1 protein-coding gene (cut by a window edge) is annotated in these 25,312 nt (G+C 72.9%); it reads right to left on the minus strand.

What is annotated here, in order from left to right; all coding sequences use genetic code 11:
• Window positions 1-25,201, minus strand: partial view of a protein-glutamine glutaminase family protein gene (locus OG422_RS25440; RefSeq protein WP_405745971.1) — the 5' portion only. Its footprint begins 16,454 nt before the window's first position; only the first 25,201 of its 41,655 coding nucleotides appear in the window; it begins with the start codon at window positions 25,199-25,201; its stop codon lies off the left edge, out of view.
• Window positions 25,202-25,312 lie beyond the last annotated feature (111 nt).

Here is a 25,312-nt window from a genome sequence, read left to right on the forward strand (position 1 = left end):
CGTTGCAGAAGTGCTCGATGGCGGCGTTTTCGTCGTTGAGCAGCCCTGTCCGTTCCGACCAGTGGATGCCGGAGACCCTTCCCTGATGGGCGGGGGTTCGGGCGAGTTCGCCGAGCTTTTCGACGATCTGCTGCACCTTCGGGTCGGACTCCTGGACCTGCTGGTGGGCCAGAGGAGCGAACAGGTTCTGCAGAACATCTGGTGCGGCGAGGGAGTGGAGTGTGTCCAGCCGCATGGGGCGGTGCTTGAGCACCTGGTAGAGGGCGTGGGGGTCGCTCAGTTCGAGGGCGTCGAGTGAATCCTGGAAGGATACGGGGGCCGGGACTTCGCCCGTGGCGCGGACGAGGTCGACGAGGTCGCCCATCGAGATGCGTAGCGTGCGGTGCAGGGTGCCCAGGCGCACGACCTCCCAGGCGGTGAAGCCCGTGAGGATGTCGCCGTGTTCCTGGACCAGGGCGGACGCGACCGTTTGAGGCGGCGCTTGGCTGTATTCGGGCAGCCCGTAGAAGCTGTCGTGGGCCGGCGGGCGGACACCGGCGGCGGCCTCCGGCACCACGTTGATCAACCTGCCTTCGACATCGACCTGGCGGAGGGGACCGCTGTAGTCCACGTGGCGCTGCATGCGCCGGTCTTCCGTGCCGATCCAGGACCCGAGGGTGCTCGGTGCGTTCGGCGTGTCGGCCCGCCGCTCGTCGACGGGCCTTATGGGTTGGCCGGCGCGGAATGCGGCCCGCCGTTCGTCGGTGAGCCTTATGGGTTCGCCGGCGCGGAATGCGGTGCGTCGCTCGTCGATGAGGCTCATGGTTTCGCCGGCGAGGAACGCGGTGCGCTGCTGGGCGGTGGGCGTGACGAAGTCGCTGTTGAGGAATGCGGTGCGCTGCTCGGGGGTGAGCGTCACGATGCGGCCGTCGCGGTATGCGGTGCGCTGTTCGTTGGTGAGCGTGGTGGGTTCGGCGTCGAGGTATGCGGTGCGCTGCTCGTCGGTGAACGTGACGGGTTTGCCGGTGAGGAGTGCGATGCGCTGCCCGTTGGTGAGCGTCAGGGGTTGGCCGGCGAGGAGTGTGGGGCGCTGCTCGGCGGTGAACGTGACGGGGCGACCGGCGAGGAATGCGGTGCGCTGGTCGGGGGTGAGCGTCACGAGTTGGCGGGCGAGGAGTGCTTTGCCCTGGTCCTGGGTGAGCTTTACGGGTGCGGCGGCGAGGAACGCGGTGCCCTGTTCCTCGGTGAGCATCACCTCCTCACCCGCGCGGAATGCGGCGCGCTGCTCTTCGGTGAACAGGTTCTGCACCTGCAGGGGCAGGGCGGCGAAGTCTTCCGCACGCTGGTGGCGCGACGCGGCTACCGCCGCCTCCTTCGCTGCGGCCACGCCGTTGAGGAACAGAGCCCTCGCCACCCGGCTGACCGCGTTGCTCATCCCCGCCCGGCGACGCATGGCCTCGGCATCGTTGTAGGGGCCGAGGATCGAGGGCCACCGCAGGAACTGGGACGCCATCCAGGGCCGCGCCCGCGCGCCGGACGCCAGCAGGGCCTGCGGGGTTTTGCCGCAGGCCGTGGCGACCTCGGCCAGTGCACGGGGCACTCCGCCTACCGCCTGGGCCATGGTCACGAGGTGTGCTGCGTCCTGGCCGGTCAGGCGGAAGCCGCGCAGGGTGTGGGGCACGGCGCCGAGCTGTTCGGCGAGGTCGACCAGGTGGGGCCGCGCCTCTTCGGGGAGGGCGAGGTGGTGGGCGAGGTTCACCAGGTCCCGGGCGTGGAACCAGGGGTGGCGGGATTCGTCGCTGAGTTCGTCGAACCGTTCCGGGGTCAGTCCCAGTGCCCGTTGGGCGAAGTTCTCCTCAGACATCTGGGTGGAGGCAGAGCTCTCACCGGAGCTTTGGTGGTGGTGCGGTGCGGTGGTGCTGTGGCTGCTGGAGCCGGAGCCGGAGCCGCCGGCCTGGTTCGCCGAGTTCTCCGGGGCGGAGCTGTCGCGCTGGTGGTGGCGTGCGCCGCCCACCTGGCGCTGCTTGCGCCGGGCTTCCGTGCCGATCCAGGAGGTGACGGTGTCCGGCGTGCCCTCGGGCAGGCCGGTGCGCTGATCGCTGGTCAGCGTCACCGGCTCGCCGGCGAGGAATGCGGTGCGCTGCTCTTCGGTGAGCAGGTCCTGCACCTGCTGGGGGAGGGCGGCGAGGTCTTCCGCACGCTGTGCCTGTGAGGCGGTTTCCGCAGCGGCATGTGCCGCTGCGGGGCCTTCCAGGAACAGTGCCCTTGTTACGCGCTCGATCGCGTGGTCCTGGCCCGTCCGGCGTCGGCCGGCCTCTTCGTCGGTGCCGATGATCGGGGGCCACTTCAGAATCCTGGACGCGAGCCCGGCCCGCTCCTGCTCGCTGGCCACCACCAGCTCCTGCGGGGTGAGGGCGTACGTGTCCGCGACCAGGGCCAGAGCCAGGGGAACGGTGCCCAGCGCCTGTGTGAGTCGCACGAGGTGTGCTGCGTACGGGCCGGTCAGGTTCAGGGCGCGCAGGGTGTGGGGCACGGTGTGGAGCTGTTCGGCGAGGTCCTCCAGATGGGGCCGCGACTCCTCGGGGAGGTCGAGGTCGCGGGCGAGGTCCACCAGCTCCTGGGCGTTGGTGCGCTGCCCGCGCTGGGCTTCCGTGCCGATCCAGGACCTGACGGTGCCCGGCGTGCCCTCGGGCAGACCGGTGCGCTGCTCGTCGGTCAGCGTCACCGGCTCGCCCGTGAGGAACGCAGCGCGCTGCTCGGTGGTGAGGAACGTGGCGCGCTGCTCTTCGGCGAGAGGGCCCTGCACCTGCTGGAGCAGGGCGGCGAGGTCCTCCTCACGCTGTGTCTGCGAGGCGGCTTCCGCAGCCGCGCGTGCCGCTGCGGGTCCTCCCAGGAACAGTGTCCTCGTCACGCGCCTCACCGCGTGGTCCCGGCCCGCCCGACGACGGTCGGTCTCGGCGCCGGCACCGAGGAACGGGGGCCACCGCAGAATCTGGGAAACGAGCTCGATCCGCCCCTGCGCGCCGGACGCCAGCAGTTCCTGCGGGGTGACGCCGTAGGCATCCGCGACCTCGGTCAACGTCAACGGAAGGGTGCCCAACTCGCGTGTCAGTCGCACCAGTTCGGCTGCCGACCGGCCAGTCAGGCCCAGGCTCAGCAGTGCGTACGGCACAGCCTCCAGCCGCTCGGTGAGCGCCACGAGGTCCGGCAACGCGTCCGCCGGCAGCGCCAGCGCACTGGCGAGGTTCCGCACCGGCTGTGCGGCGTTCACCTGGAGGGAGGTGGTCCGCGTCGACGTGTCCGGTTCCTCGGCGTCGGTGGTCTCCGCCACGTCGACCGGGGGCGCCTGCGCGGTGACGTGGACGTAACCGTCCGTACCGGTCTGCCCCCACGTCACGGTGTACGCCGCCGTGGCCGGGTCCGCGGCCAGTTCGTCGCGGAGGTACGCCGCCTCGAACTCCTCGTGCGTCAGGCGCGTGCCGTACGCGAGGACGGTGGTGTCGTCGACCGCCTGGACACGCCACAGCAGGACGCCGGGGGTGGCCGGGATCTGCTGGGCCCGTACCAGGTCCGTCAGGAGGGGGTCCTGCCGGTCCGCGGCGTTCCGCGGCGGGACGAAACGGCCGGACGGCGTGTGGATGGCGGTGTGCGGCATGTTGCCGAGACCCAGCAGGGTGGCCTCCGGCGAGTACCGCAGGGCCAGTAGGTCCGACACCCGGAAGACGGCGCTGAGGCTTTCGCCGCCGTAGCGGAGCGCGCCGCGCTCGTTGACGCCGCGGAACGTCACCTTGACGTAGGCGTCCGCGAAGTCATGGGTGTGCCAGAGGGTGGTCTGCGCCGTGCCGTCGACGCGGCTCATCGCCCAGCCGGAGCTGCTGACGGACTGGCCGGCGGAGCGGTTGAACGACATCGGGCCGGTCACCGTGGCGACCGGCGCCTGCTGGCCCTCGCCCAGCGGGACGCCCTGGCCCCAGCCGAGCGAGAGGCTCTGCCCCTGGCTCGTGCCGAACGACATCCCGTTGTTCTGGGAGCCGTAGTCGCTGCGCTCGGACGTCCCCGGGTGCCAGCCGAGCGAAGCGCCCTGCGCGGCGGGCAGTACGGCGATGTCGAGCACACCGGTGGTGTCGGTGAAGGGGCCGCCCAGGCTGCGCAGCGCCGGGCCGACGGTGGCCGGGGTGCCGGTGAGGCCGTGGAGCAGCGCATGGCGGGTGAGGACGTGCGGGTCGAAGTAGCGGTGCAGGCCGTCCTGCGAGAACTGCCCGTCGCGGACCAGGTCACCGAGGCCCGCACCGTGGTTCCGCAGCGCCGCCGTCACCTGATCGAACAACTGCCGTACCGCGTCGGGGTTGAAGACCACGCTCACGGACTTCTGGGACAGTTCGGACGCGCTGATCGCGAACTGGTGGGCGCGCGCGAGGTCGGCGTCCGGACTCGGGGCGATCAGCTGGGTGACGACGGGCCGCGGCCGCCGCGTGGTGGGCAGGTGGTCCGGCAGCTGCGCCAGCGGGATGGTGATCTCCTCGCGCAGCGTGACCCGCCCCGTGGGCACGGTGCCCCGGTTCATCGTCTGGAAGGCGCGGGCGGTCTGGCGGGCCAGGTCGAGGCTGAGGGTGTTGACGCCCCGGGACGGCACCACCGACCGGCGGAGGCTGATCTCCAGCACGCCGTCCAGCCGGAAGGTGGCCAGGGTGCCGGAGACGGTGTATCCGTCGTGGCGGCGGGTCAGGACACTCGTGCTGAGGCTTTGCGACGTGCTCGTCGAGTGGCCCAACGACGCCGAGCCGCCCGAGAACATCGGGCTGAGCGAGTGGCCCCTCGCGGTGCCGCGGCTGACCCCGAGTTCCTGGCGGGTGTTCCACTGGGTGTAGCGGCTGACGGTGCCGGGCGCGAGCCGGTGGGTGAAGTGCGCGCCCCGTCCTTCGGGGTCGCGGTGGAGGCGGAACACCAGTTGCAGGTGGGTGGTGTGCCCGGCCCCGGGCACGGTGGTGTGCAGCACCATCCCGGCACCGGCCATGGCGTCGGCCATCGCGTGCAGGGTGCGCGGGGTGAGGACGGTGTCCAGGGTGCCGGACAGGGCTGTGCCCGGGGTCTGGGGCGTCCACTGGGAGTCCAGGGCGGCCTTGGCGTGGGCGGTGAGGAGCTCCCCGACCTCCGTCATCACCTTCCGGGTGAGGGTGGCGGGGCTCTCCAGGTTGTACCCGTGCTCCTCGGCGTCCACCAGGTCGCTCTCGTCGGCGGACGGCAGGAAGCGTTCGCTGACCGACGCCGGCGGCAGCGCGGTGACCGGCAGCGTGGCCGGGACCGTCCGCTCCTCGGCAGGGTCGATGGCCGGCCACTGCGGGGTGAGGAAGGTGATGCCCTGCGGGACCACCACCTGATCGTCCTCGGCCTCCGGCGACCAGTCGCGGATCTGGTTGACGTTCTTGGACTGCACCGTCAGATGCCACACCACCCGCCCTGTGCGGGGACGGTGCGGCAGCGCGCCGCGCGCCACGAAGCTGCCCGGGCAGACGTTGGTGATCTCCGCGAGGCTGCGGCCCTTGCTCGGGGAGGAGGACTGCCCGTACCCCAGCCCGCCCGTCGTGTCCCCCGAACCACCGGCGAAGGTGGCGGAGTGGGCGTGGTTGAGGTGGTTGGTGGTGACGCTACCCACGTCGGAGAAGCCCGCGGAGTACTCCGCGAGGTCCATCGTCGACAGCGTGACCGGCTCACCGGCGTCCACCACATCGGTGATCTCCGCGCGGAAGAGCAGCCGGACCCGGCGGTTGGTCAGGGCCCCGTCCAGGACCACCTGGGTGGCCGCCGAACCGGCGCCGGTGTGCAGCATCGCCACCAACTGGTCGTGGGTGAGGGCCGTTTCCAGATGGGTCCGCGCCTGGTGGGACGGGACGCCGTGCGCCGTCAGCAGTTCCAGGGCGCGCCTGCGCAGTGCGGTGATGCCGGACACGCCGAGCACCCGGTCGTGCTGGGTGAGGGTGACCAGGGCGCCGTCCGCCGGCGTTTCGGTGACGGGTGCCTGCGCGGCCGGGACCGGTGTGGTCACCGGGATCAGCCAGCGCGCCTCGGCCTCGATCACCCGCGGCTGGGCGGTTGACTGGCCGGTCTGCGCCGTGCTGCCGGAGGGTGCGGGGCGCAGCGCGCGCACCAGACGGTGCACCGCGCCGGTCAGACCGGGCGCCGGAACCTTCCGTACGGTAACGGACGTGGCCAACCGCACCCGGTACGTCAACTGGTGGGCGGGGCCTGCGTAGTTGAGGCCGGACAGCAGGTATGCGTAGGACGTCAGGCCCTGCTTGGCGGTGTGGCCGTGGGAGAACAGCTTCACCTCGCTCCCGGTACCGACGTGGGGGCCCCAGCTGCTCGCCACGCCCACGCTCAGCGCCAGCTTGGTGCTGTGCGACTGGGAGTTGGCGAAGTCCCGCATGGCGCTGGGCCACAGGTCGAACCCGGCCTGTGGCAGATGGACGGCGGACAGCGGTGCGATGGCCTCCCCGGGCCCGACGGGCACCCGCTCGGCACGCACCTGGAAGTGGACCGTCTCGGTCTCCCCGTCGGCCAGCGGCCGGGCGAAGGTACGGCGCAGCCCCTGCTCCTCAAGGGCGGCGGACGCGTCCCGGTCGCCGAACAGTTCCGTGAAGCGGGCACTCAGCGACTGGGTGTGGAAATGGGTGTCCAGGAACGTCTCCAGGGCCACCAGCTCCGCCGCGGTCCACTCCGGCGCGCCGGTGGACCGCCGCTCGTGGAGGAACTGCTCGCGCAACTGCTCCCGGACGTCCGTGTGGTGCCCGTGCCGCGTCAGGCGGGACAGTCCGACCGGGCCGTACAGACCCGAACTGCCCGTCGGCTGCGTCAGCTCGTCCGGGATCACCGGCTCCGGGGCGTCCTGCTGCGGCGCGTACGTGACGGGCAGCGGGGCGCGGGGCAGGAGGCCCTGGCTCTCGTCGTCCACGATGCGGCGCAGCGCGCCCTGGAAGGCGTCGGCCAGCTCCTCGGGCACCCGCACGACGGCCGCGACGCTCTCGCCGAACTCCCGGCCGAGGTCGTCGCCGAGTGGCCGCAGACCGACCTCCAGCCGGACGGTCAGCAGGAACGGCACGCTCCGGCCGTTGAAGCGGGCGCTGTGCCAGCGCCCGCCGCCGGTGTCGCCCGCGGAGCTGAACGACGCGGACGTACCGACGTCGAGCGTCACCGGGAACCGGAAGGCGGGCAGGGTGGTGCCCGGAGAGGTGGTGGCGCCGGCGGTGAAGGAGAAGCCGCCGCCGGTGGAGGCGGAGGCGCCCTGAAGCTCCAGCCAGCGCAGGTTGAGCACGGTCGGCAGCGCGCTCGCGTCGCCGATCCGCTCGACGCCGGTCACCTGCCCCGACAGTCCGCCCTGCAGCATCCGGCCGTCGTTGAGCGGCACCGGCGGCAGGGTCATCCCGCCGTTCAGGACGCGGGCGAGATCGTTGAGCATGCTCAGTTCGCCGAGCCGGTTGTGCACGTACTCGTGGAGCGGGCTGCCGGGCCGGGTGTCGGGGACATAGGCGTGGAGCAACTGGTCGCGCAGGCGCCCGAGGCCGCCGATGTGCTGCCCGATGGAGAAGAACCGCAGGACCTCCTGCGTGAACCGGCGGCGCAGCGCGTCGGGCGCGCCGACGGGCAGGGTGGCATGCCACGGCGTGACGGTGCGGTTCGTGGCCGGCTCCACCAGCTCGACGGGGAAGGCGACGAGGAGCTCGCCCTGCTCCGAGCGAGTCCGGTGCTGCACCGGCACCCCCGGGCCCCCCGTGATGACCTCCAGTTGGACGCCGGCGAAGGTGAAGTGCGACAGCTCACCGCTGTAGCCCAGCGACGGGTTGGTGTACGCGTTGGTGCTCCGGCTCTGGTCGTACGAGCGGGACGACGACAGACCGACGCTCACCCTGGGGGTGAACGGGACGTTGCCCGGTGCCAGCGGCACCATGACGGCGGGGCTCAGGCCGACGGAGGCACCGGCGTTCTCCGAACTGCCCGTCGAGCGGTTGGTGGTCGACTCCTGCGGGCCGATCAGCTTCTCGCCGTACGGCCGGTAGGGCGAGGTGGTGGGGGTGGCGCGGTTGCGCTGGATGCCGGTCAGCTGGACGCGGATGGTGTGCTCGGCGTGGAGGAAGCCGCCGGGCACGATGAGTGTCAGACCGCCGTCGACGAGACGCCGGGAGAGGTTGTTCGCCCCCAACCGGTCGAGAAGCGCGCCGAGTTGGGCGCGCACCGAGGACGTCAGACGCTCGTGGAGCGCCTCGTCGATCTCGTCCGCGGCCGGCAGCAGCGAGGCGACCAGGTCACCGAGGACGCCGGAGGGCGGGCCGCCGGGCAGGACGCTGCCGTCGAAGCGGATGTCGCCGAAGGAGACGACGGAGCCGAACAGGCCGAGCGGGAACTGCGCCGACTGCCCGGTGACCCGCTCGACGCCGAAGCCGACCGGCGGCACGGGGGCATCCAGGAAGGTCACGTGCAGCTCGTCGTACGTCCGGATCTCCTCGACCACCGGGACGGTGAGGACGTACTCCGTCGTGACCGGGGGGGAAGCCGGGACGAGCACGGGGAACTCGAAGAGCTCGCAGATGACGCTCTCGTCGTCGCTCTCGTCGTGGAGCTCGCCGCCGGTCCGGTCACCGGTCCTGCCGGACTCGTCCTGGGCCTCGGTGTCGAGTTCCTCGGCCGTCTCGCCGACGGATCCCACCGTCGTGCCCGCGGGCAGCGAATAGGTGAGGTAGACGATTTCGTGGACCAGGTCCTCGGCCTCGTCGCGTGCGTCGTCGTGCGCGGCGTTCTCCTCGGCCGCGGTCGCCGCGGGGAGGAGGTCCCGGGTGTCCTGGAGGGCGCCGCCGGACGAGGGGGCCGCGGCGTCGAGGGCGCGGAGCGCGTCGACGTCGGCCAACAGCTCGGGGAAGAGGCCGGCTTCCTCGACCGGCCCGGACGGCGCCACGAGCAGCCTGCCGTGGGTGTCCACGTCGACGGAGTCGACGGCGACCGGCCCGGCGGGGAGCAGCGGAGCGGGATCGTCGCGCCACAGGGAGCTACCGGCTTCGGTCCACAGCACCCGGTCGCCGAGGTTGACGGCGCGCAGCGGGGGACGCGCGGTGCCGAATCGCACCAGCGAAGCCGCGCCTCGACCGGCCGTCCGGAGCTGCTCGGTGATCTCCGAGACCGCGGCCCGGGACGCGTTGCCGCGCGCCACGGCGGCCTGCTGGTACCGCTGTGTGTGCCACTGGTCGAGGAGGTCCGACGGCTGCGTCGAACCGGCCGCCGATGCGCCCGGCACCTGGTCCGGGGTGGTCGGTGACTGGGCCAGCGGCATACCGACGTCGATGACGCCGACGGCCCGGAGGCGGCCCCCGGCCTGGCGGAGGCTCTCCACGGTGAGGGGCTGCCGCTGCGTGGCGCTCTGCGCGGCGGTGACGAGCAGCAGGCGGCTCGCCTCGTCGGCCGTGACGCCGGGGAAGACCTGCCGGACGAGCCCGTCGAGCACCGCGGGCGTCAGGAGGTCCGGCGCGTGCCCGGCCTCCCGCGTGGCCAGGTCGACCAGTCGGCGCAGGGCGATGAGCCGGGAGACGGCGCGGCCGGGGCCGAACCGTTCCGCGGGGTGGAGCGCGTCGTACAGCTCCGTCAGGTCGGTGGCGCGCAGGGGGGCCAGGACGCTGCGCGTCATCCGGTCGCCCAGCCAGCCGAAGTGCGGCTGCTGCGGGCCGACGGCCGTCAGGCCCTCGGCCACCGGCAGGACGCCGCCGTCACGCTCCGCCTGGAGCGCGGCCTCGTCGAGGCCGAGCGACGCCGTGTCCTCGTGTTGCGGCGTCTCCTCAGTGGTGTCCTGCGACAGCGCCCGCTCGGACAGGGGGACCGGCCGCGGCACGTCGAGCACGGCGGGCGGCACCAGGGCCCCGGCCGTCGCCCTCACGGCGTCGCCGTCGCGCGCCGCCGAGGTGGCCCCCGCGTTCCGCGGGGTGAACGTCTGCCACGCGCCGCGGTTGCCCTGGGCGTCGTGGTAGAGGAGGAAGCTGAATTCCTTGACGTGCGGAGTGGCGGCCACCTTGGTGGTCGGCGCCACGACGTTGATGCCGGTGGTGTCCGCGATCTGCTGCGCGATGGAGTTGCCCGCCGCGTCGGTGGCCGCAGCCTCGCAGGCGGCCAGCAGGATCCATGCCTTGTTCCCCGCGCGTTCCTTCAGCGCGACGACGCTGTCGCGCCGCCGCAGCATCCGGCCGAAGGACGAGCCCGACATCCGGACCGGCTTGCCGTTCACCGGAACGGTCAGCCAGCCCTTCTCCCCGTGCAGCAGCGCCAGGTACAGGTCGTCGCCCGCCTGCCAGGGCACGGTGCCGAGGTCGCTCTCGGACACCGTGTGCCGGACGATTTGCCCGCCGTCCCCGTACGGGAGGCGGACCTGCCGCTCGGGGTCGAAGTGCGCGAAGTGCCGCCTGGTGAGGTCAAGATCGGTGTGGGTGAGCAGCCGCTCCCGCATGTCGTCGGCGGTGTGGAAGGAGCGGCCGGCCGGCCGCAGGGAGCCGGGGGAGACGATGAGGAGGTTGTCGATGTCGGCGGCCTTGACCTGCACACCGTCCGACGTCGTCAGCTCCAGCTCCGTCTCCTCGGCGCTGTCCTCGACGAGTTCCAGCTCCAGTTCCGGCAGCTCGGCCTCGTGCCGGAACCACTCCCGCACGCTCGGGTGCAACAGCTCCCGCAGCGGGCTGGTCATCTGCGGGGCGTGGTAGGCCGCGTACGCCTCGGCGAACCACGCACCGGGCGTGGCGAACTGGTAGGCCGACACCGCATGGGCCCGGGCGTCGGCGGCGTAGCTGATCCACGCGCCGGTTTCCCGGTGGGTCTGGTAGATGCGCCCGTCGTGCTCCAGCAGGCCCGCGCCGCCGCCGTCCCGCGTCCACGGCTGCGCCATGGCGTCCCGCAGGAGGGTGACCATGGCCGTCAGCTTCCCGAACCGCTCCGCGTCACCGTCGGCGAGCTGCTCGGGAATCCGCGCGATCCGCTGCGGGTCCGGTCCGTCGGCCTGCGCCGTCGGCGTGATCAGGTCCGTCACCTCTGTGACGAGGCCGTCGAACGTCCTGGCACCCGGGGTGGGCGGGGCATACGTGGCGGCGGTGAGGTCCGCGAGGGCGAGGAACGCCGTGGCGACCTCGGAGATCTCCCCGCCGGTGTACGTCCGCCAGCCGCCGAACTCCGGCTTGTGGGCGTGCTCCTGCGCCCAGCCCGTCCGGGCGTCGACGGAGCGGCCCACCTCGTGCCGCAGGACCCATTCGACGAGGTTGCCGCGCGGCGGCACGCCGGCGATCTGGTGCGGCGCCCCGGTGGGAGCGAGGAGGTCGGCGGTGGCCAGGTCCGGGTGGCCGCCGGCCGTGACGAGGTCCTTCACCCAGCGCAGCGCGACGTCGTCGCGTTCGGGCCGGGTGTCCAGCCACGACGGCATGCGGAACGGGTGGGTGAGGCGGACGGCCCGGTCGTCGGCCCGGTAGGCGCTCACGGGCGTCCCGGTCGTGTTGCCGGTGACCGCCGCGAGCTGCGGGTTGTCCTCCACATCGCGGCGCGGCAGGGCGCCGAGGACCTGCTCGATCCGGTCCAGCATCGCGTGGTCGAAGTGGTAGCCGTTGCTCGATCCGGCACCGATGAGCGTGCCGAACCGGCGGGTCAGCTCCGCCTCCCGCGCGCTCGCGCCGGTGTTCCGCAGCCATCCGCCGATCGTCCGGACCGGGGTGTCGGCCACCGGACGGGACAGAGCGGTGCCCTGGGTGCGGGGGGCGGGCAGGTCCCAGGCCGACGCGGAGCCGCGCGGGGCCTGGCCGGACGCGTGGGCGCCGGAGCGGGCGAGCGGTTGCTGACCAGGGGGAGCCGTCGGGTTCGAGGCGTCAGTGAAGTTGAAGTAGGCATCCATTTCGTCGACGTGGGCGGAGGGCCCGGCGTCGGAGAACTCTTCATCGGAGAACTCGGCGTCGGAGAACTCTTCATCGGAGAACTCGGGGGAGGGCGCGATCGTCGCGTCGCCCTGGAGGGCGGCGGGGTGTCCGGTCGGCAGCATCCTGCGGAGCCCCTGCGCCAGACGGCTGTTCCTGGACAGCAGCCGGTCGTTCGTCAGGGCGGTGTAGGTTTCCGCGGCCCACTGCGGTGACGGCGCGTCGATGCCGTCGAGGTGTCGCTGGACGCCCTGCCGGGCCTCGTGCAGGCGGGTGCGCTCGATGTGCTCGACCGTGTGACGTTCGAGCGTGTCCACACCGTCATGCCGGTGGAACTCGTCCGCTCCCCGCAGCGAGCGCGCCGCCTTCTGGTCCGGAAAGAGGGACCCGTAGTCGTAGGCGTGTGCCTCGGTTTCCACCACGAGGGTGCGGCCGGGGACGGGGGTTCCCCGCTCGTCGAACCACATCCACTTGTCGGGGTGCTCGTCGATGTGCTTGCCGATGTGAGTTCGCACGTCGCTCAGCGAACCGGTGAGCCGCTCCAACCTCGGATTCTGCGGATCGACTCCGATGGCCTTCAGCCATTCATCGACGGTCAGCGGTCCGAGTTCCAGGGCGGGGTCCAGCACCCTCAGCGTGATCTTGCCTGACGCTTCCTGGACGGGGGTCGCCGCGGCGATGTGGTAGCCCCATTCCACGGGCATGGTGCCGAGCTGTGCGGCGGCGCCCTCGGCGTGCGCGGACTCGATGGTCAGTTGCGGGCCGGTGCGGACGGCGATGAGCTTACGGACGGGCGTGTTCCACTGCTGGAGCTGCATCGTGATCATGTGCGCGCGGAGGTGGCACCCGTTCTCCACGTGCCGGTGGGGCAGGGGGCGGGCCCCCTGCTGCGGATGCTGGTACTCCAGCGTCGTCAACCGCTCGTACCACTGCCGCGCCACCGTCTCGGAGGCGGGCGTCGAGCGGGTGGCCTCGCCGAACGCCTCGGCGATCTGGTGCTGGAGCTGCGGAGACTCGCTGGTGCGCCGCCCGGCGAGGGCGAGGGCGTGCCGCAGGCCGCGCTTGTCCAGCTTCTGGTAGGCGTCCTCGACGGACCAGATCTTGCGCAGGTCCCGGCCCAGCCCCCGGACCATGTCCAGGGCCTGGGCAGCGCGACCGCTGGTCATAAGGAGGGAGAGCCGCAGCGCGAACGCCTCGACCTGCGGCGTCTTCGGGAGCGGAACCCCCTCGGCGACATGGCGCAGATCGATGTCCCACTGACCGTCCTGTGCCGCCGGTCCGTAGAGGTGCTCAAGGATCAGTGCGGCGTCCGCCAGGTCGAGCGAGCGGTTCCCCACGACGAAGGCGAGGCCGGCGGGGACCGTGGAGCCGGTCACACGGTGGAACGCGCGGTCGAAGTCGTCGCGGGCGAAGCCGTCGGCGGGCCGGGCGTGACCGGCCACCAGCGCGTGCAGCGCCTGCACGTCGATGACCGGCGCGGCCAGGTGATTGCGGAAGTTGACGATGAACTGCTGGTCGGCGAGGGAGAGGGGAGTCCCCGCGCCGAGGGCCTGCGCCGGAGCGAGAACGTCGCTCTGGAGGGCGGCGGGGTGTCCGGCCGGCAGCAACCTGCGGAGCTCCTGCGCCAGCGGGCTGTTCCCGGGCAGCAGGCGGTCGTTGGTCAGGGCGGTGTAGGTCTCTGCGGCCCACTGCGGTGACGGCGCGTCGCCGCCGTTGAGGTGTCGCTGGATGCCTTGCCGGGCCTGGTGCAGGCGGGTGCGCTGGATGTGCTGGGCGGTGTGGCGTTCGAGCGTGCCCACACCGTCATGCCGGTGGAACTCGTCCGCTCCCCGCAGCGAGCGCATCGCCTCGGTGCCCGGCGTGATGTCCCCGTAGTCGTAGGCGTGTGCCTCGGTTTCCACCAGGAGGGTGCGGCCAGAGGCGGGGGCGTCCAGCTCGTCGATCCGCACCCACTTGTCGGGGTGCTCATAGATGTGCTCGCCGACATAAGCCCTCACCTCGGCGATCGAACCGGTGAGCCGCTCCAACCTCGGATTCTGCGGATCGACTCCGATGGCCTTCAGCCATTCATCGACGGTCAGCGGCCCGAGTTCCAGGGCGGGGTCCAGCACCCTCAGCGTGATCTTGCCGGGCGCTTCCTGGACGGGGATCGCCGCGGCGATGTGGTAGCCCCATTCCACGGGCATGGTGCCGAGCTGTGCGGCGGCGCCCTCGGCGTGCGCGGACGCGATGGTCAGTCGCGGGCCGGTGCGGACGGCCATGAGCTTGCGGACGTGCGTGTTCCATTGCCGGAGCTGCATCGTGATCATGTGCGCGCGGAGGTGGCACCCATCCTCCGGGTGCCGGTGGGGCAGGGGGCGCGCCCCTTGCTGCGGGTGCTGGTACTCCAGCGTGGTCAACCGCTCGTACCAATGCTGCGCCACCGTCTCGGAGACGGGCGTCGTGCGGGTGACGTCGCCGAACGTCTCGGCGAGGTGCCGCTGGAACTGCTGGGGGTCACCGGTGCTGCGCCCGGCGAGGGTCAGGGCGTCCCGCAGGCCGCGCCCGTCCAGCTTCTCGTAGGCGTCCTCGACGGACCAGATCTTGCGCAGGTCCCGGCCCAGCCCCTGGGCCATACGCAGGGCCTGGGGAGCGAGACCGCTGGTCATGAGGAGGAAGAGCCGCAGCGCGTACGCCTCGACCTGTGGCAGCTTCGGGAGCGGAACGCCCTCGGCGACGTGGCGCAGATCGATGTTCCACGGAGCGTTCGGTGCCAGCGGTCCGTAGAGGTGCTCAAGGATCCGTAGGGCGTCCGCCGGGGCGAGCGAGCGGTTTCCCACGACGAAGGCGAGGCCGGCGGGGACCGTGGAGCCGGTCACACGGTGGAACGCGCGGTCGAAGTCGTCGCGGGCGAAGCTGTCGGCGGGCCGGGCGTGACCGGCCACCAGCGCGTGCAGCGCCTGCACGTCGATGACCGGAGCGGTCAGGTGATGGCGGAAGCCGGCGATGAACTGCTGGTCGGCGAGGGAGACGAGAGTCCCCGCGCCGAGGGCCTGCGCCGGAGCCGGAACGACGCCCTGGGGCGGCTGGACGGGCTGCTGCTGGGGCTCGTCGTACGAGACGGCGCCGGCGAAGATCTGGGCGTAGACCGAGTCGTCGGCCTGCTGCTGGGGCTCCTCGTACGCGCCGTCGAAGATCTGGGCGTAGATCGAGTCGTCGGCCTGCGGTGACAGGGCGCCGACCGCAAGGGTCCCCTTCGCCGTGGTGAGGTGGGCGAACGCCGCTCGCTCCGCCTGGTCCCGGCGCATCCAGGCGTCCCGCAGGACCGCCGCGGCCGCGTCGAGCCGGGTGCGTGCCCCGGTGAGGTCCGCGTCGAGTCCGTCCAGGGTGGCCTGGTCCGCGGGCTGCGCACCAGGCCGGGCCTGCCGGTCGGTCCGGACGAGCGCGTCGTACTCCCGCAGCCTCGCTTCGACGTCCGACTGCGCCCGTGCGTACGCCTCGTCCGTGTCGAGTGCGGCGTCGAGATGGTCCGCCGCGTTCTCCAGCGCGTCCTCCACCACGGCGAGCGGCACCTGAACTGCCGTCACCGGGCGGTGCGTCGTCTCCGTGGGGGCCGTCGCCGGGTGCTGTGCGAGCGGCGCCGCGCCGAGCGGGAGCAGCCACTCGCCCACCACTCGCGTGGCCGGGGCGTTCGCCGCCACGGGGGACAGACCGGTGCGCCGCGTCGCGGCGTCCAGCAGCTGCTGCGCCGCCGCCGACTTCTCCTGGGTCGCGGCCCAGGTCCGGTGGGCCCGCTGCGCGTCCTGACCGGCTTCCTCCAGCCGCGCCGCCGCCTCCCGCTCGGCCGTCTGCGCCTGCGCCAGGCGCACCTTCGCCTTCTCCAGATCGGCATCGGCCGGCTTCTGCTGCTGCGCGTCCGTGGCCGGTGCCTCGTCCGCCGCGTGCGGCTGCGTGCTCTGCCCGGCCAGGAGCAGCTTGGCGTAGGCATACACCCTGTTCCGCAACACGGCTCGCGCCTGCTGGTGCGTCTGGTCGGCAGCCGCGAGGCCGCCGAGCGCCTCCTGGTGTGCCGTGGACGCCTGGCGCAGCTCCGCCGCGGCCTTCTCGGCGTCCTCCCGGACCGTCGGCAGCGCGGCGGCGGCCTCGGCGGTCAGCGCCGCCTGCCACTCCGCCCGCGCCGCGGTGAAGCGCTGCTCCGCCTGGGCCGACGTCTCCTGGAAAGAGGCATGTTCATGCGTTGCCTGCTGCTCCGACCGGGCCTGCCGTACCGCGTCAGCGGCCGCCGCCAGCTCCTCCTGGGCGGCCTGGGACCGGGTCAGAGGCCGCGCCAGGCCGGACACCAGAGGCACCGCGTGCGGGACGGCCGCGTCCTGCGCCGTGTCGGGCGTGGTGCGGAACTCCTTGTGCAGGGCGGTCCCGTCCTCGTGGAACGCCGCCTTCCCGGGCACGAAGCCGATCAGGGGAGAGGAGCCGGGCTGCGTGGCGGGCACCGGGCCGGTGGCCGCGGTGTCGTGGTGCCAGGACGTCGCGAGGTCGTACGGCGCCCAGACCCGCAGGTAGGCGGTCATGAGGTCATCGGTGAACCGCTCCCTGAGATGGGTGCGGGTGGCCTCGTCGAGCGTGTGGTGGCCGGCGAGGGCGCCGAACGCCGTCTCGGCGGCGCGCAGCACGGCCGGAACCTCGGCCTCGAAGTGGAGGTGGGCGGGGAGGGTTTCCTCCAGCTGCGCGAACCGCAGCCGCCAGTCCATGAGACCGCCGGTCAGCTCCGTGAGTCCGGAGTGCGCCCCGGCGAAGGACGCGTCGAAGTCGGCCGCCGCGCGCTCGCGGAAACCGGCCGCGGCCCGTTCGACCGCCTCGTTGGACAGCGTGAGCCCGGGGTTCGCGGCCCGCCACTCCGTGAGCGCCTGCGCGAACGCCGCCGTGGCCCCGGAGAGCGCCGACACCTTGGCGGCGACCGCCACGAGCCGCGGGTGGAGCACATCGGCGCCGGTCAGCCCGGCGTACGTGGCCTCCCAGCCGGCGAGGGCCGGGGCATCGGCGACGGCCCGGTCGAACGCGGCGTTCACCGCGCTCGCGGTGGCGTGCTGCACCGACGCGACGGCGGCGGCGAGCGCCTGCGCGGGCGCCAGGGCGGGGAAGTGCCGCAGGAACGCCCCCGCGTCCGTGTTCTCGGCCAGCGGCGCGGTGGCGTCCGCGACGTCCTGGAGCGCACGCGACAGAACGGCCTCGCGGGCGGCCTGGCGCGCCAGCCGCGCCGGCAGCTCCGCCACCGTCGCCTCGTACACCTGCTGCCACCGCGCCAGCGCCTCGGGGCTCTCCCCGCGTGCCGCCGCGACGGTGTCCGGCCGCAGATGCCGGGAGAACGCCGTGTTCACCTCGGTGAGGTGCCGCTCGCGCAGGGCGTTGAGCCCGGCCTGCGAGAGGGCGGTGTCCTGCGCCCCGAACGACGCGAGCAGCGCCTGCTGCTCCTCGGCCGGGTGATTGGTGAAGGCCAGGACGGCGTCGTCGAACTCCCGCTCCGCGCGCTGGAGTTCCGACACCCGCAGTGCCCGCAGGTCAAGGTCGTCGGGGAGTTCGTCGAGGAGGTGCCGCAACTGCTGCACCCCGGCCCGTATGTTGGCGGACAGAAGGGTGCCCCGGGCATCCGCGGGCGCGGCGAACGTCGCCCGGACGTGGACGTCGAGCCGCTGCGCGAACAGCTCCCACTCCTCCTCCGCGACCCGCGCGATCAGCTCCTCGTCGAGCGCGAAGGCGGGGGACGCGGCGCCGGGGGCGAGCAGCGCCCGGCTCCAGGACTGCACGGCGCGGTCGAAGGCGGCACGGCCCCGTGCGTGGGCGGTCTCGCGCGCGGCGTCCAGCGCCATCCGGCCCTGGGCGGAATCCCGCAGCTCCTCCGGGGCGGCGGCGTCCTCACGGATGCGGGACGCCTCGTCGGTCAGCCGCTCCGCCTGCTGCGGCGACAGCGGCTGGCCGCCGTCCCGCGCCCACTCCTCGACGCTCTCGCGCACCTGCTGCCGGTGCGCGGCGTCCTCGTTCTCCTGGGCAAGCAACTCGCCGTACCCGGCCCGGAGTTGATGCTCGGCGGCGTGCATGACCGCCGTCCGCCAGTCATCGGGCGCCGCATGCGTCGGGACGGGCGTGGCGGGGGCGGACGCGTCGGCGAGCAGGTCCGGGTTCTCCCGCAGCTCGGCGCCGCGCCGCAGCACGGACATCCGCTCCGCGTACGCCGTCCTGACCTCGGCCGACGCACCGGGGGTGCGCTCCAGGGACTCGATCGCCTGCGCGCGGTGGAGGTGCCGTTCGGCCTCGAACCAGCGGGTGGTCTCCGCGCTCCAGTCGGTGTGGGGCGCGAAGTCGTAGGAGTGGCTGTACTCCGTGAACCGGCCGATGAGATGCGCCATCGGTGCGGCGACGGCGGTCAGCCGCTGCGCCGCGGCGCGGACGGTCCGGTCCCATTCGTGGCTGTCCGCGGTCCGCTCGGTGCGCGCCTCGACGTACTCCTGCTCCAGCCCCGCGAGCTTGGCGTCGTACCACGTCCAGACCTTCTCGTCCCAGTGCGGCTGGTGACGGCCGAGGTCGCTCTCCGTCACCAGGCCGTCGACCAGGCCGGTCCGGGGCGTGAGGGGGCCCTGCCGGAGCGCCGCGCGGAACTCCTGCCGCAGTCCCTCGCGCTCCGTCCAGTCGGCCCGGGCCTGCCGGTACGCGGGGCCGGTCGTGCGCGCGGCGGCGTCGGCGGCCGCGGAGTCGGTGAGTCCGTCCTCGACGCCCCGGGCGAAGCGGTCGCCGAACTCCTCCCGGAGACGGGCGGCCTGCCGCGTGGCGTCGAAATCGCGGTGCGGGCCGTCGGTGCCGAGGTGGGAGTCGTGGTACGCCCAGGACCGCTGGCGCAGCTCGTCCGCCCGGTCCGGCGCCGGCTGCCGCATCAGGGAGGGTTCCTGAAGAACCGTCTGCCCGGCGGAGTGCCCGGAGCCCTGCGCCCCGGCCGTACGGGACGGCGTCGCCTCGTGGACGCTCTTCGGCCCCTCGGGCAGCTGCTCATGGGTGCGGCCGGGGCCCTGCGCGGACCCTTCCTCGGTGACCTGCGCGGACCGCTCCTTGGTGACCTGCGCGGACCCTTCCTCGGTCAGCTGCTCCTTCGTACGGTCCCCCGTGCGGTTCCCGGGAACCTGCTCCTGGGGCCGTGCCTCGGTGACCTGCTGCTGCGTGCGGGGGCCGTCCTGCGCGGTGTGCTCGGGCGCATGGGCCTGGTCCCGGCCGGTCGCCGGGTGCTCCCCGGTCAGGTCCTTGCCGGAGTTCTTCGGGGCGTCCGGACGGGAGTTCTGCGGTACGTCCGTGTCGACGGGGGTGTCCGCCGCGTCCCGGCCGCCGGAGGGCGCGGAGTCCCGAGTACCGGAAGTCGAGGGCCCCTTCGGCACGGACTGCCGCTGCCCTCGCGCTCCGTCCAGCCCCTTCTGGAAGTCGTCGACGCCGTTCCGCTCGACGTCCAGCCAGCTCTTGAGATCGGTGGCACCGGGATGGCGGAAGTGGTCCTCCAGGGCGACCCAGTCGCGCCGGAAGGCGCCGGCCACATCGTCGCCGCCGGACCACCTGCCGTCCGCCGGGACGTGGTGCAGCAGTCCGTCGCCGAACTTCCCCTCGAAGACCTCGCCCGCCTCCCGGGTGGCGAACTGCCGGGCCTCGTCCTTCTCCGCCTCGGCGGCGAAGCGGTCCACAACGGCCTGGGAGTCCTCGCGCCACTGCTGGAAGCGCGGGTCGCGGTCGCCGCCCGCCAGCGGCGACCGGCCGGTGCGCGCGCCGTCCAGATGGGTATCGGCGACCCGCTCCAGCTCCGTGGCGAGCTTCTCGCGCACCCGCTCGACGCTCACCGGGTCGTGCTGCAGCATCTCCCTGTCGGCCCGCGAGTGCAGGTCGCGGAAGCGGGCGTCCAGCTCCTCGTGGAACCGCAGCCGCCCGGCGAGCCCGCGCTCGCCCGTCATCGCCGCCGTGGCGTTGCGGCTGTGGCCCGCCGCGCGCCCGGCGGCGTGCGGATCGGCCTTGTTGCCCGCGTGGAACGTGTCGAACGCGTCGTCCACCGCGCCCCGGAGATCCTTCTCCAGGCTCCGCTTGGCCGCCTCGGCGACCGCGTCGTCCATGTCGTGCCGGAACGCCACCTCGTCCAGCTTCTTCCGCAGCCCCGGCAGCTGCCGTTCGAGGTGCAGCTGCTCCTCCAGCTTCCGGGCGGCGCCGTTCAGCACCAGGTCGGACGCCTCGCGCGCCTCCACGCCCGCGGCGTGCAGCCCCCGCGCGTCGCGGTAGGTGTCCAGCAGCCGGCCGCGGGCGGTGGCCCGCCACTCGTCGCGGACGGCGTCCCGCCCGGCGCGGTCCGCGCCGCTGCCGAGGTCGTACCGCTTCATCAGGTCGTCGACCTGCCGCTCCGCGCGGCGGGCGAATTCGAGCCGGTCGCGGACGGAGCCGACCGCGTCGCCGCCGTCCGCCCCCGGCTTCCGTGCCGCCGCCAGGTCGTCGGCGTACCGGTCCTTGACGTGGCGGACGAGGTCGTCGGGCAGCGGGTCCTTGCGGAACTCCGGGGTGGCCAGCAGATCGTCGACGGCCTTGTCGGCGGTCGGGGCCCAGTCGCCGTCGCGGTAGCGCCGGTCGAAGCGGGTGGGCAGCTCGTCGACGAGCTTTTGGTGGTACGTGGACCAGGAGTCGTGCAGCCCCTCGCGGTCGGTGCTCTTCACCAGGCCCGATTCGGGCAGCTCGGTGAGCTTGTCGAACCGGCCGCGCAGCTCGGTGGCGGCGTCGTCCAGCACCGCCTTGATGTCGGTGTCCCCGGGTGCGTACGCCGTGTCGCGGCCGATCAGGTCGCGGAAGTGGTGCGCCCCCGAGTCCTCCGCCGCGTGCGCGGCACGCCGGGCCGCGGCCGCGGCGTCGCCCGCGCCGTCGGCGGCGTCCAGGGCCTGCGTGGCGGCCCTCTCCGCCGCTTCGGCGGCCTCGCGGGCCTGCGCGGCGGCCTCCCGGGCGGCGGCCAGTTCGTCCGCCGTGTGCGCAGCGCCGCCCTTGCCGCCCTGCTGGATCCGGTCGGTTGCCGCCTTGGCCGTTGCGGCGGCGTCCGTGGCCCGGGCGCCGGCGTCCCGCGCTGCGGCCGCGGCATCATCGGCGGTACGGGCCGCGGCCCGGGTCTCCTGGACCTTGGCGACGTCCCCGTGCAGGTCCTCGCCGGGGGCTGAGGTCTCCTTGCCGTGTGCGGCGGCCCGCTCCTCGGCCGTGAGGGACTTCGGGGGGACCGCACCGCCCCGGCCGCCCTTCCCGGCGACCCGCTCCAGCGCCTCGGCGGCCTCCTTCGCGGCCGTGGCCGCCTGCCGTGCCGACCCGGCCGCGTTCTTGGCGGCTTCGGCGGCCTGCTCGGCGGTGTGGGCCGCGCCCTCGAACCGCTGGTGCGGCGGCTGCCACTCCCGGGCGGCGTGCCGTACGTCGTCGGCCAGCTGCGCCAGGTGCTGATCCCGCGTCCCGGCGATGTCGACGAGGGTCTCGTAGTGGTCGAGGAGCTGGTCCCGGGCCGCCCGGTGCTCGGCCGCCCGGGCGGCGTCGTACGCGGCGTCGGGTGCCCGCTCGGGGGTGTGCCAGTGGACGCCGTCCATCCGGCCGTCCGACCAGACCTTGCCGTGCCCCGACATCCAGTCGTGGTGGAACTCCGCCCACATGCGGTCCGCGGTGGACGGGTGCAACTCCCGGTGCCCGGCGGCCAGTTCGTCCCACGCGGCCCTCGCGTCGGCGGTCGCCTCGGGCAGCCGCTCGGCGCCCGCCCGCAGCTCCGGCGTCGCCCTGCCGATGTCGGCGAGGTTCGCGTCCAGCTTCGTCAGCGCGTCGTCGACATGGGTGGGGGAGTAGTCGGTGCCCAGGCCCTCGCGGACGTCGGCGACGGCGCGGTGCCGCAGGTCGTTCTGCCAGCCGCGCACCTGCTCGCCGTGCGAGCCGAGGTCACCGGCGGGACGCTCATGGCTGTTCCACCGCTCGTGGACGCCGTTCTCGAAGCGGAACCGCTCGTCCAGGCTCCGGTTGAGCTTCGACAGTCCGTCCTGCGTGAGCTTCTCGATGTCCCGGGCGCCGGTCTCCATCGGCTTGCCGCGCAGGTCGTCGAGGAGCGCCTCGGCGTCCCGCCGCAGCGAGGCATGGACACTGTCGGCCAGTTCCCCCTTCGTGGACGAGGCGCCGGGCCGGTTCGCGAGGTCCTTGTCGAGGCGGGTCGGCAGATCGTCGACGAACCGCCGGAGGTCCTTACCGGCCTGGATCTCGGCGTCCAGCCGCTTGATCAGCTCCTCTTCCCGGAGCGGCCACTTCTTGACCGCGAGGTCATGGGCGAGCTGCTGCTCCTTGGCGCTGAGCTGGGCGAACGGCCGCATGCGCTGCTTGGTGGCGAGCAGCTTCGCGGCCTCCTTGTCCACCAGATCGCCGAACGCCTGCCGCCCGCCGTGCGCGTAGCGGTCGTGCAGCGCGGCGGTCTCCTCCTTGCTCAGCCCGGCCCCGAACTCCTGCCAGGCGTCGACGTGCTTGTCGACCGCGCCCCGGAACTCGGTCTCCCGGCCCAGCCGCTCGGGCAGCCCCTTGCGCATGCTGTCGGCCATCTGGTCGAACCGCTGGCCCTTGTTGCTCACCTGCCAGTGCGGCTTCGACTTCAGCTCGCCGTACGTGGCGTCCGCGGCGTGGCCCAGGCTCTCCTCGTACTCCTTGGCGGACCGGTCGATGAGGTCGGACTCATGGCCCTCGGTGCGCCACTGCTTGCGCGCCTCGGCGATCTTCGTCTCGATCTGGCCGTCCAACTTCACCTGGAGCTTGTGGAGTTGGGCGCGGCCCCGGATGGTGTCGCCGAGCTTGTCCAGCTCCTTCTGCCACTGCTGCTCGGCCTTGGCGAGGTCGCCGGGACGGACGTTGCCCCCCTCCCGGAACGGTCCGAAGAGGTCGTCGAACTTGGCGCGGGCGTCGCCCACCAAACCGTCGAACACCGTCTGCCGTTCGGCGTCGTCCAGCGACCGGAGCGCCTTGGACGAGCCGGTGGTCTCCGTGAACTTCTCCTGGAGCTTCCGGCCGCCTTCGGTGAAGTGCTCGTCCGAGGCGAGCTTCTGGCCGCGTTCGGCGGTGGCCAGCTTCTCGGCGGTGTTCTTCTTCAGGGTGTCGCTCTCGGTGACCCACGCCTTCGTCTTGGCGGCGTCCGACCCCTTCGCGGCGGCGGCGCCGGACTGCTCGACCCGGCCCGCCGCGCCCTCGGCGGCCCCACTGCCCGCGTGCAGGGGGTCCTTCGGGCCGGGGCCGGGGTGGACGGCGTCGTCCGCGGTACGTGAGACAGCGTGGTCGCCGGAGCGCGTGCCCTCGGCCGCGGCGTCATGGGCCTTGTCGCCCTTGCCGCCGGAGGACGCCGAGGTGTCCTTCGGGCTCTCGGCGGGCGCCTTCGTCTCGGACGAGGGCCCGGCGTCGTTCTTGGCGGTCTTCGGCTGACCGCTCTCCTTGGTCGGTACGTCCTTGCTCGGCAGTTCCTTCGACGGGCCGGTGGCGGTCCGGTCCCCGGTGTTCCGGCCTTCCGCGGTGGACTTGGTGGTGGCGGGGGACTTGTTCTCCGTGACGGCCCTGTTCTCGGTGACGGTCTTGTTCTCCGTGACCGTCTTGGCGTCACCCGCCTTGTGCTCGGTGACGGTCTTGGGCTCGCCGGCCTTGTTCTCCGTGAGCGGCTTGTTCTCGACCGACGGCTTCTCCCCGGCGTGCGCCGCCGACGCGGACCTGTCCGTCGTGCCCTTGCCCTCGGTGGCCGCGGGGTTGGGCTCGGTCCTGGCGGTGTGCTGCGGCTTGCCGGCCTCCGCACCGGACCTGCCGTCCTTCATCCCGGGCGCGATGGCGTCCTGGTTCTTCGTGCCGCCGGTGTTCCCGGTGATGTCCTGGTTCTTCGTGCCGCCGGTGTTCCCGTTGACGTCCTGGCTCTTCGTGCCGCCAGCGTTCCCGTTGATGTCCTGGTTCTTCGCGCCGGGGTGAGGAGCGAGATCGGCGCCGCGGCCGTCATGGACCGAGACGGGCGGGGTGTCGGTCTTGCTGGGCGGGGTGTCGGCCTTGGCGTGCGGGGTGTCGGCCGTGGGGTTGCGGCCGGGCGGGGTGGGCTCCAGGGACGCCTTCGTGCCCGGGACCTTCTGCAGGCCCTCGTGCCCGGCGTGCTGCGCGCCCTTGCCTGGCGCACCGGCCGCGCCGGGTGCCTCGACCGTCGACGGGTTCGGGTGTGAGGTGGTGGCCCCGCCGAGATCGGCCTTCGGCTGGTGGGACAGCTCTCCCTGCGGGCGGCCGCTGTTCGTCGACGGAATCCCGTCGTGGGGCGTGGTGTTCCCCTTGGTCCCGCGCGGCGGAGCTATCGACGGGTGAGGGTCGATGTTCCCCGGGATCTTCGTCTGGGGCAGCCCGCCGCCGGGGTGGACCGTGTCCGTCTTCGGGGGAAGGATGTTGCCGCGGCTCGGGAGACCACCGCCCGGCCCGTGCGGCAGCTTGTTGACGAGCTGGCCGTCGAGGTTGCCGAGGCCCGGCGGCGGGGAGAACGACCCCTTCGGCAGGTCGAACCCGGCCGCCCCCTTGCCGCCGCCCATCGGCGGCGCCTCGACGTGCGGGTCGAACTTCGGCGGCGCCAGCTTCGGACCGCGCGCCAGATCGCCCAGCCCCCGCCGCAGTGCGCCGATCCCCTTCAGGCCCGGAGCGAGAAGGCTGGCTGCGCCCGCGAGGCCGATGTTGATGGCCTCGTGCTTCCACCACTCCTTGCTGCCGAAGTCGGGCATGTCGGTGTGGGTGACGGCGGAGGCGAACGCCTCCGCGCCCATGTCGGCGCCGATCTGCACGACGATGTTGAGGATCACATCGATCGCGACGGCACCGGCGTAGGTGGCGGCGAGGGCGATGCCCTCCATGACCACGCCCATGGCCTCCAGTACCGAGGTGAGCGCCGCCAGGATCGTGCCCAGCGGCAGCAGTACCGCCAGGGCCACGACGGCGATGATGGAGAGGAGGCCAATGATCATTATCTTGATCGCCTCCATCTTCGCCGCGTGCAACTCCTTGGCCTGCACGTCCTTGATGAAGTCCCCGTACGCGTTGATCGCGTTGCCGACGTCCCAGGCGTGGTTGGCGGCGGCCGTGAACTTGTACCGCAGCGGTCCCCAGGCCCAGACGACGGCGATCTCGCGGGCGTCACCGGACCACTGGACGCCCTGGACGGAGGCATCCATGGCGGAGAGCTTTTCCCACATCTGGTCGCCGAAATCGATCCAGGCGTTGCCAAGGGTGTAGATCTCGTCGGCAATGGTCGGATCGGGCTCGTACATGGCGACATCACCTTGGTGGGGAGAAAGGGAAAGGAAAGGGAGGGGAGCCGGGCCCGGGGAAGGCGCGAGCTGGGAATATCAGCGAGACGTCAGCGAAACGCAAGAAAAACG

The organism is Streptomyces sp. NBC_01525 (genome assembly GCF_045040405.1).
Classification (GTDB): domain Bacteria; phylum Actinomycetota; class Actinomycetes; order Streptomycetales; family Streptomycetaceae; genus Streptomyces; species Streptomyces benahoarensis.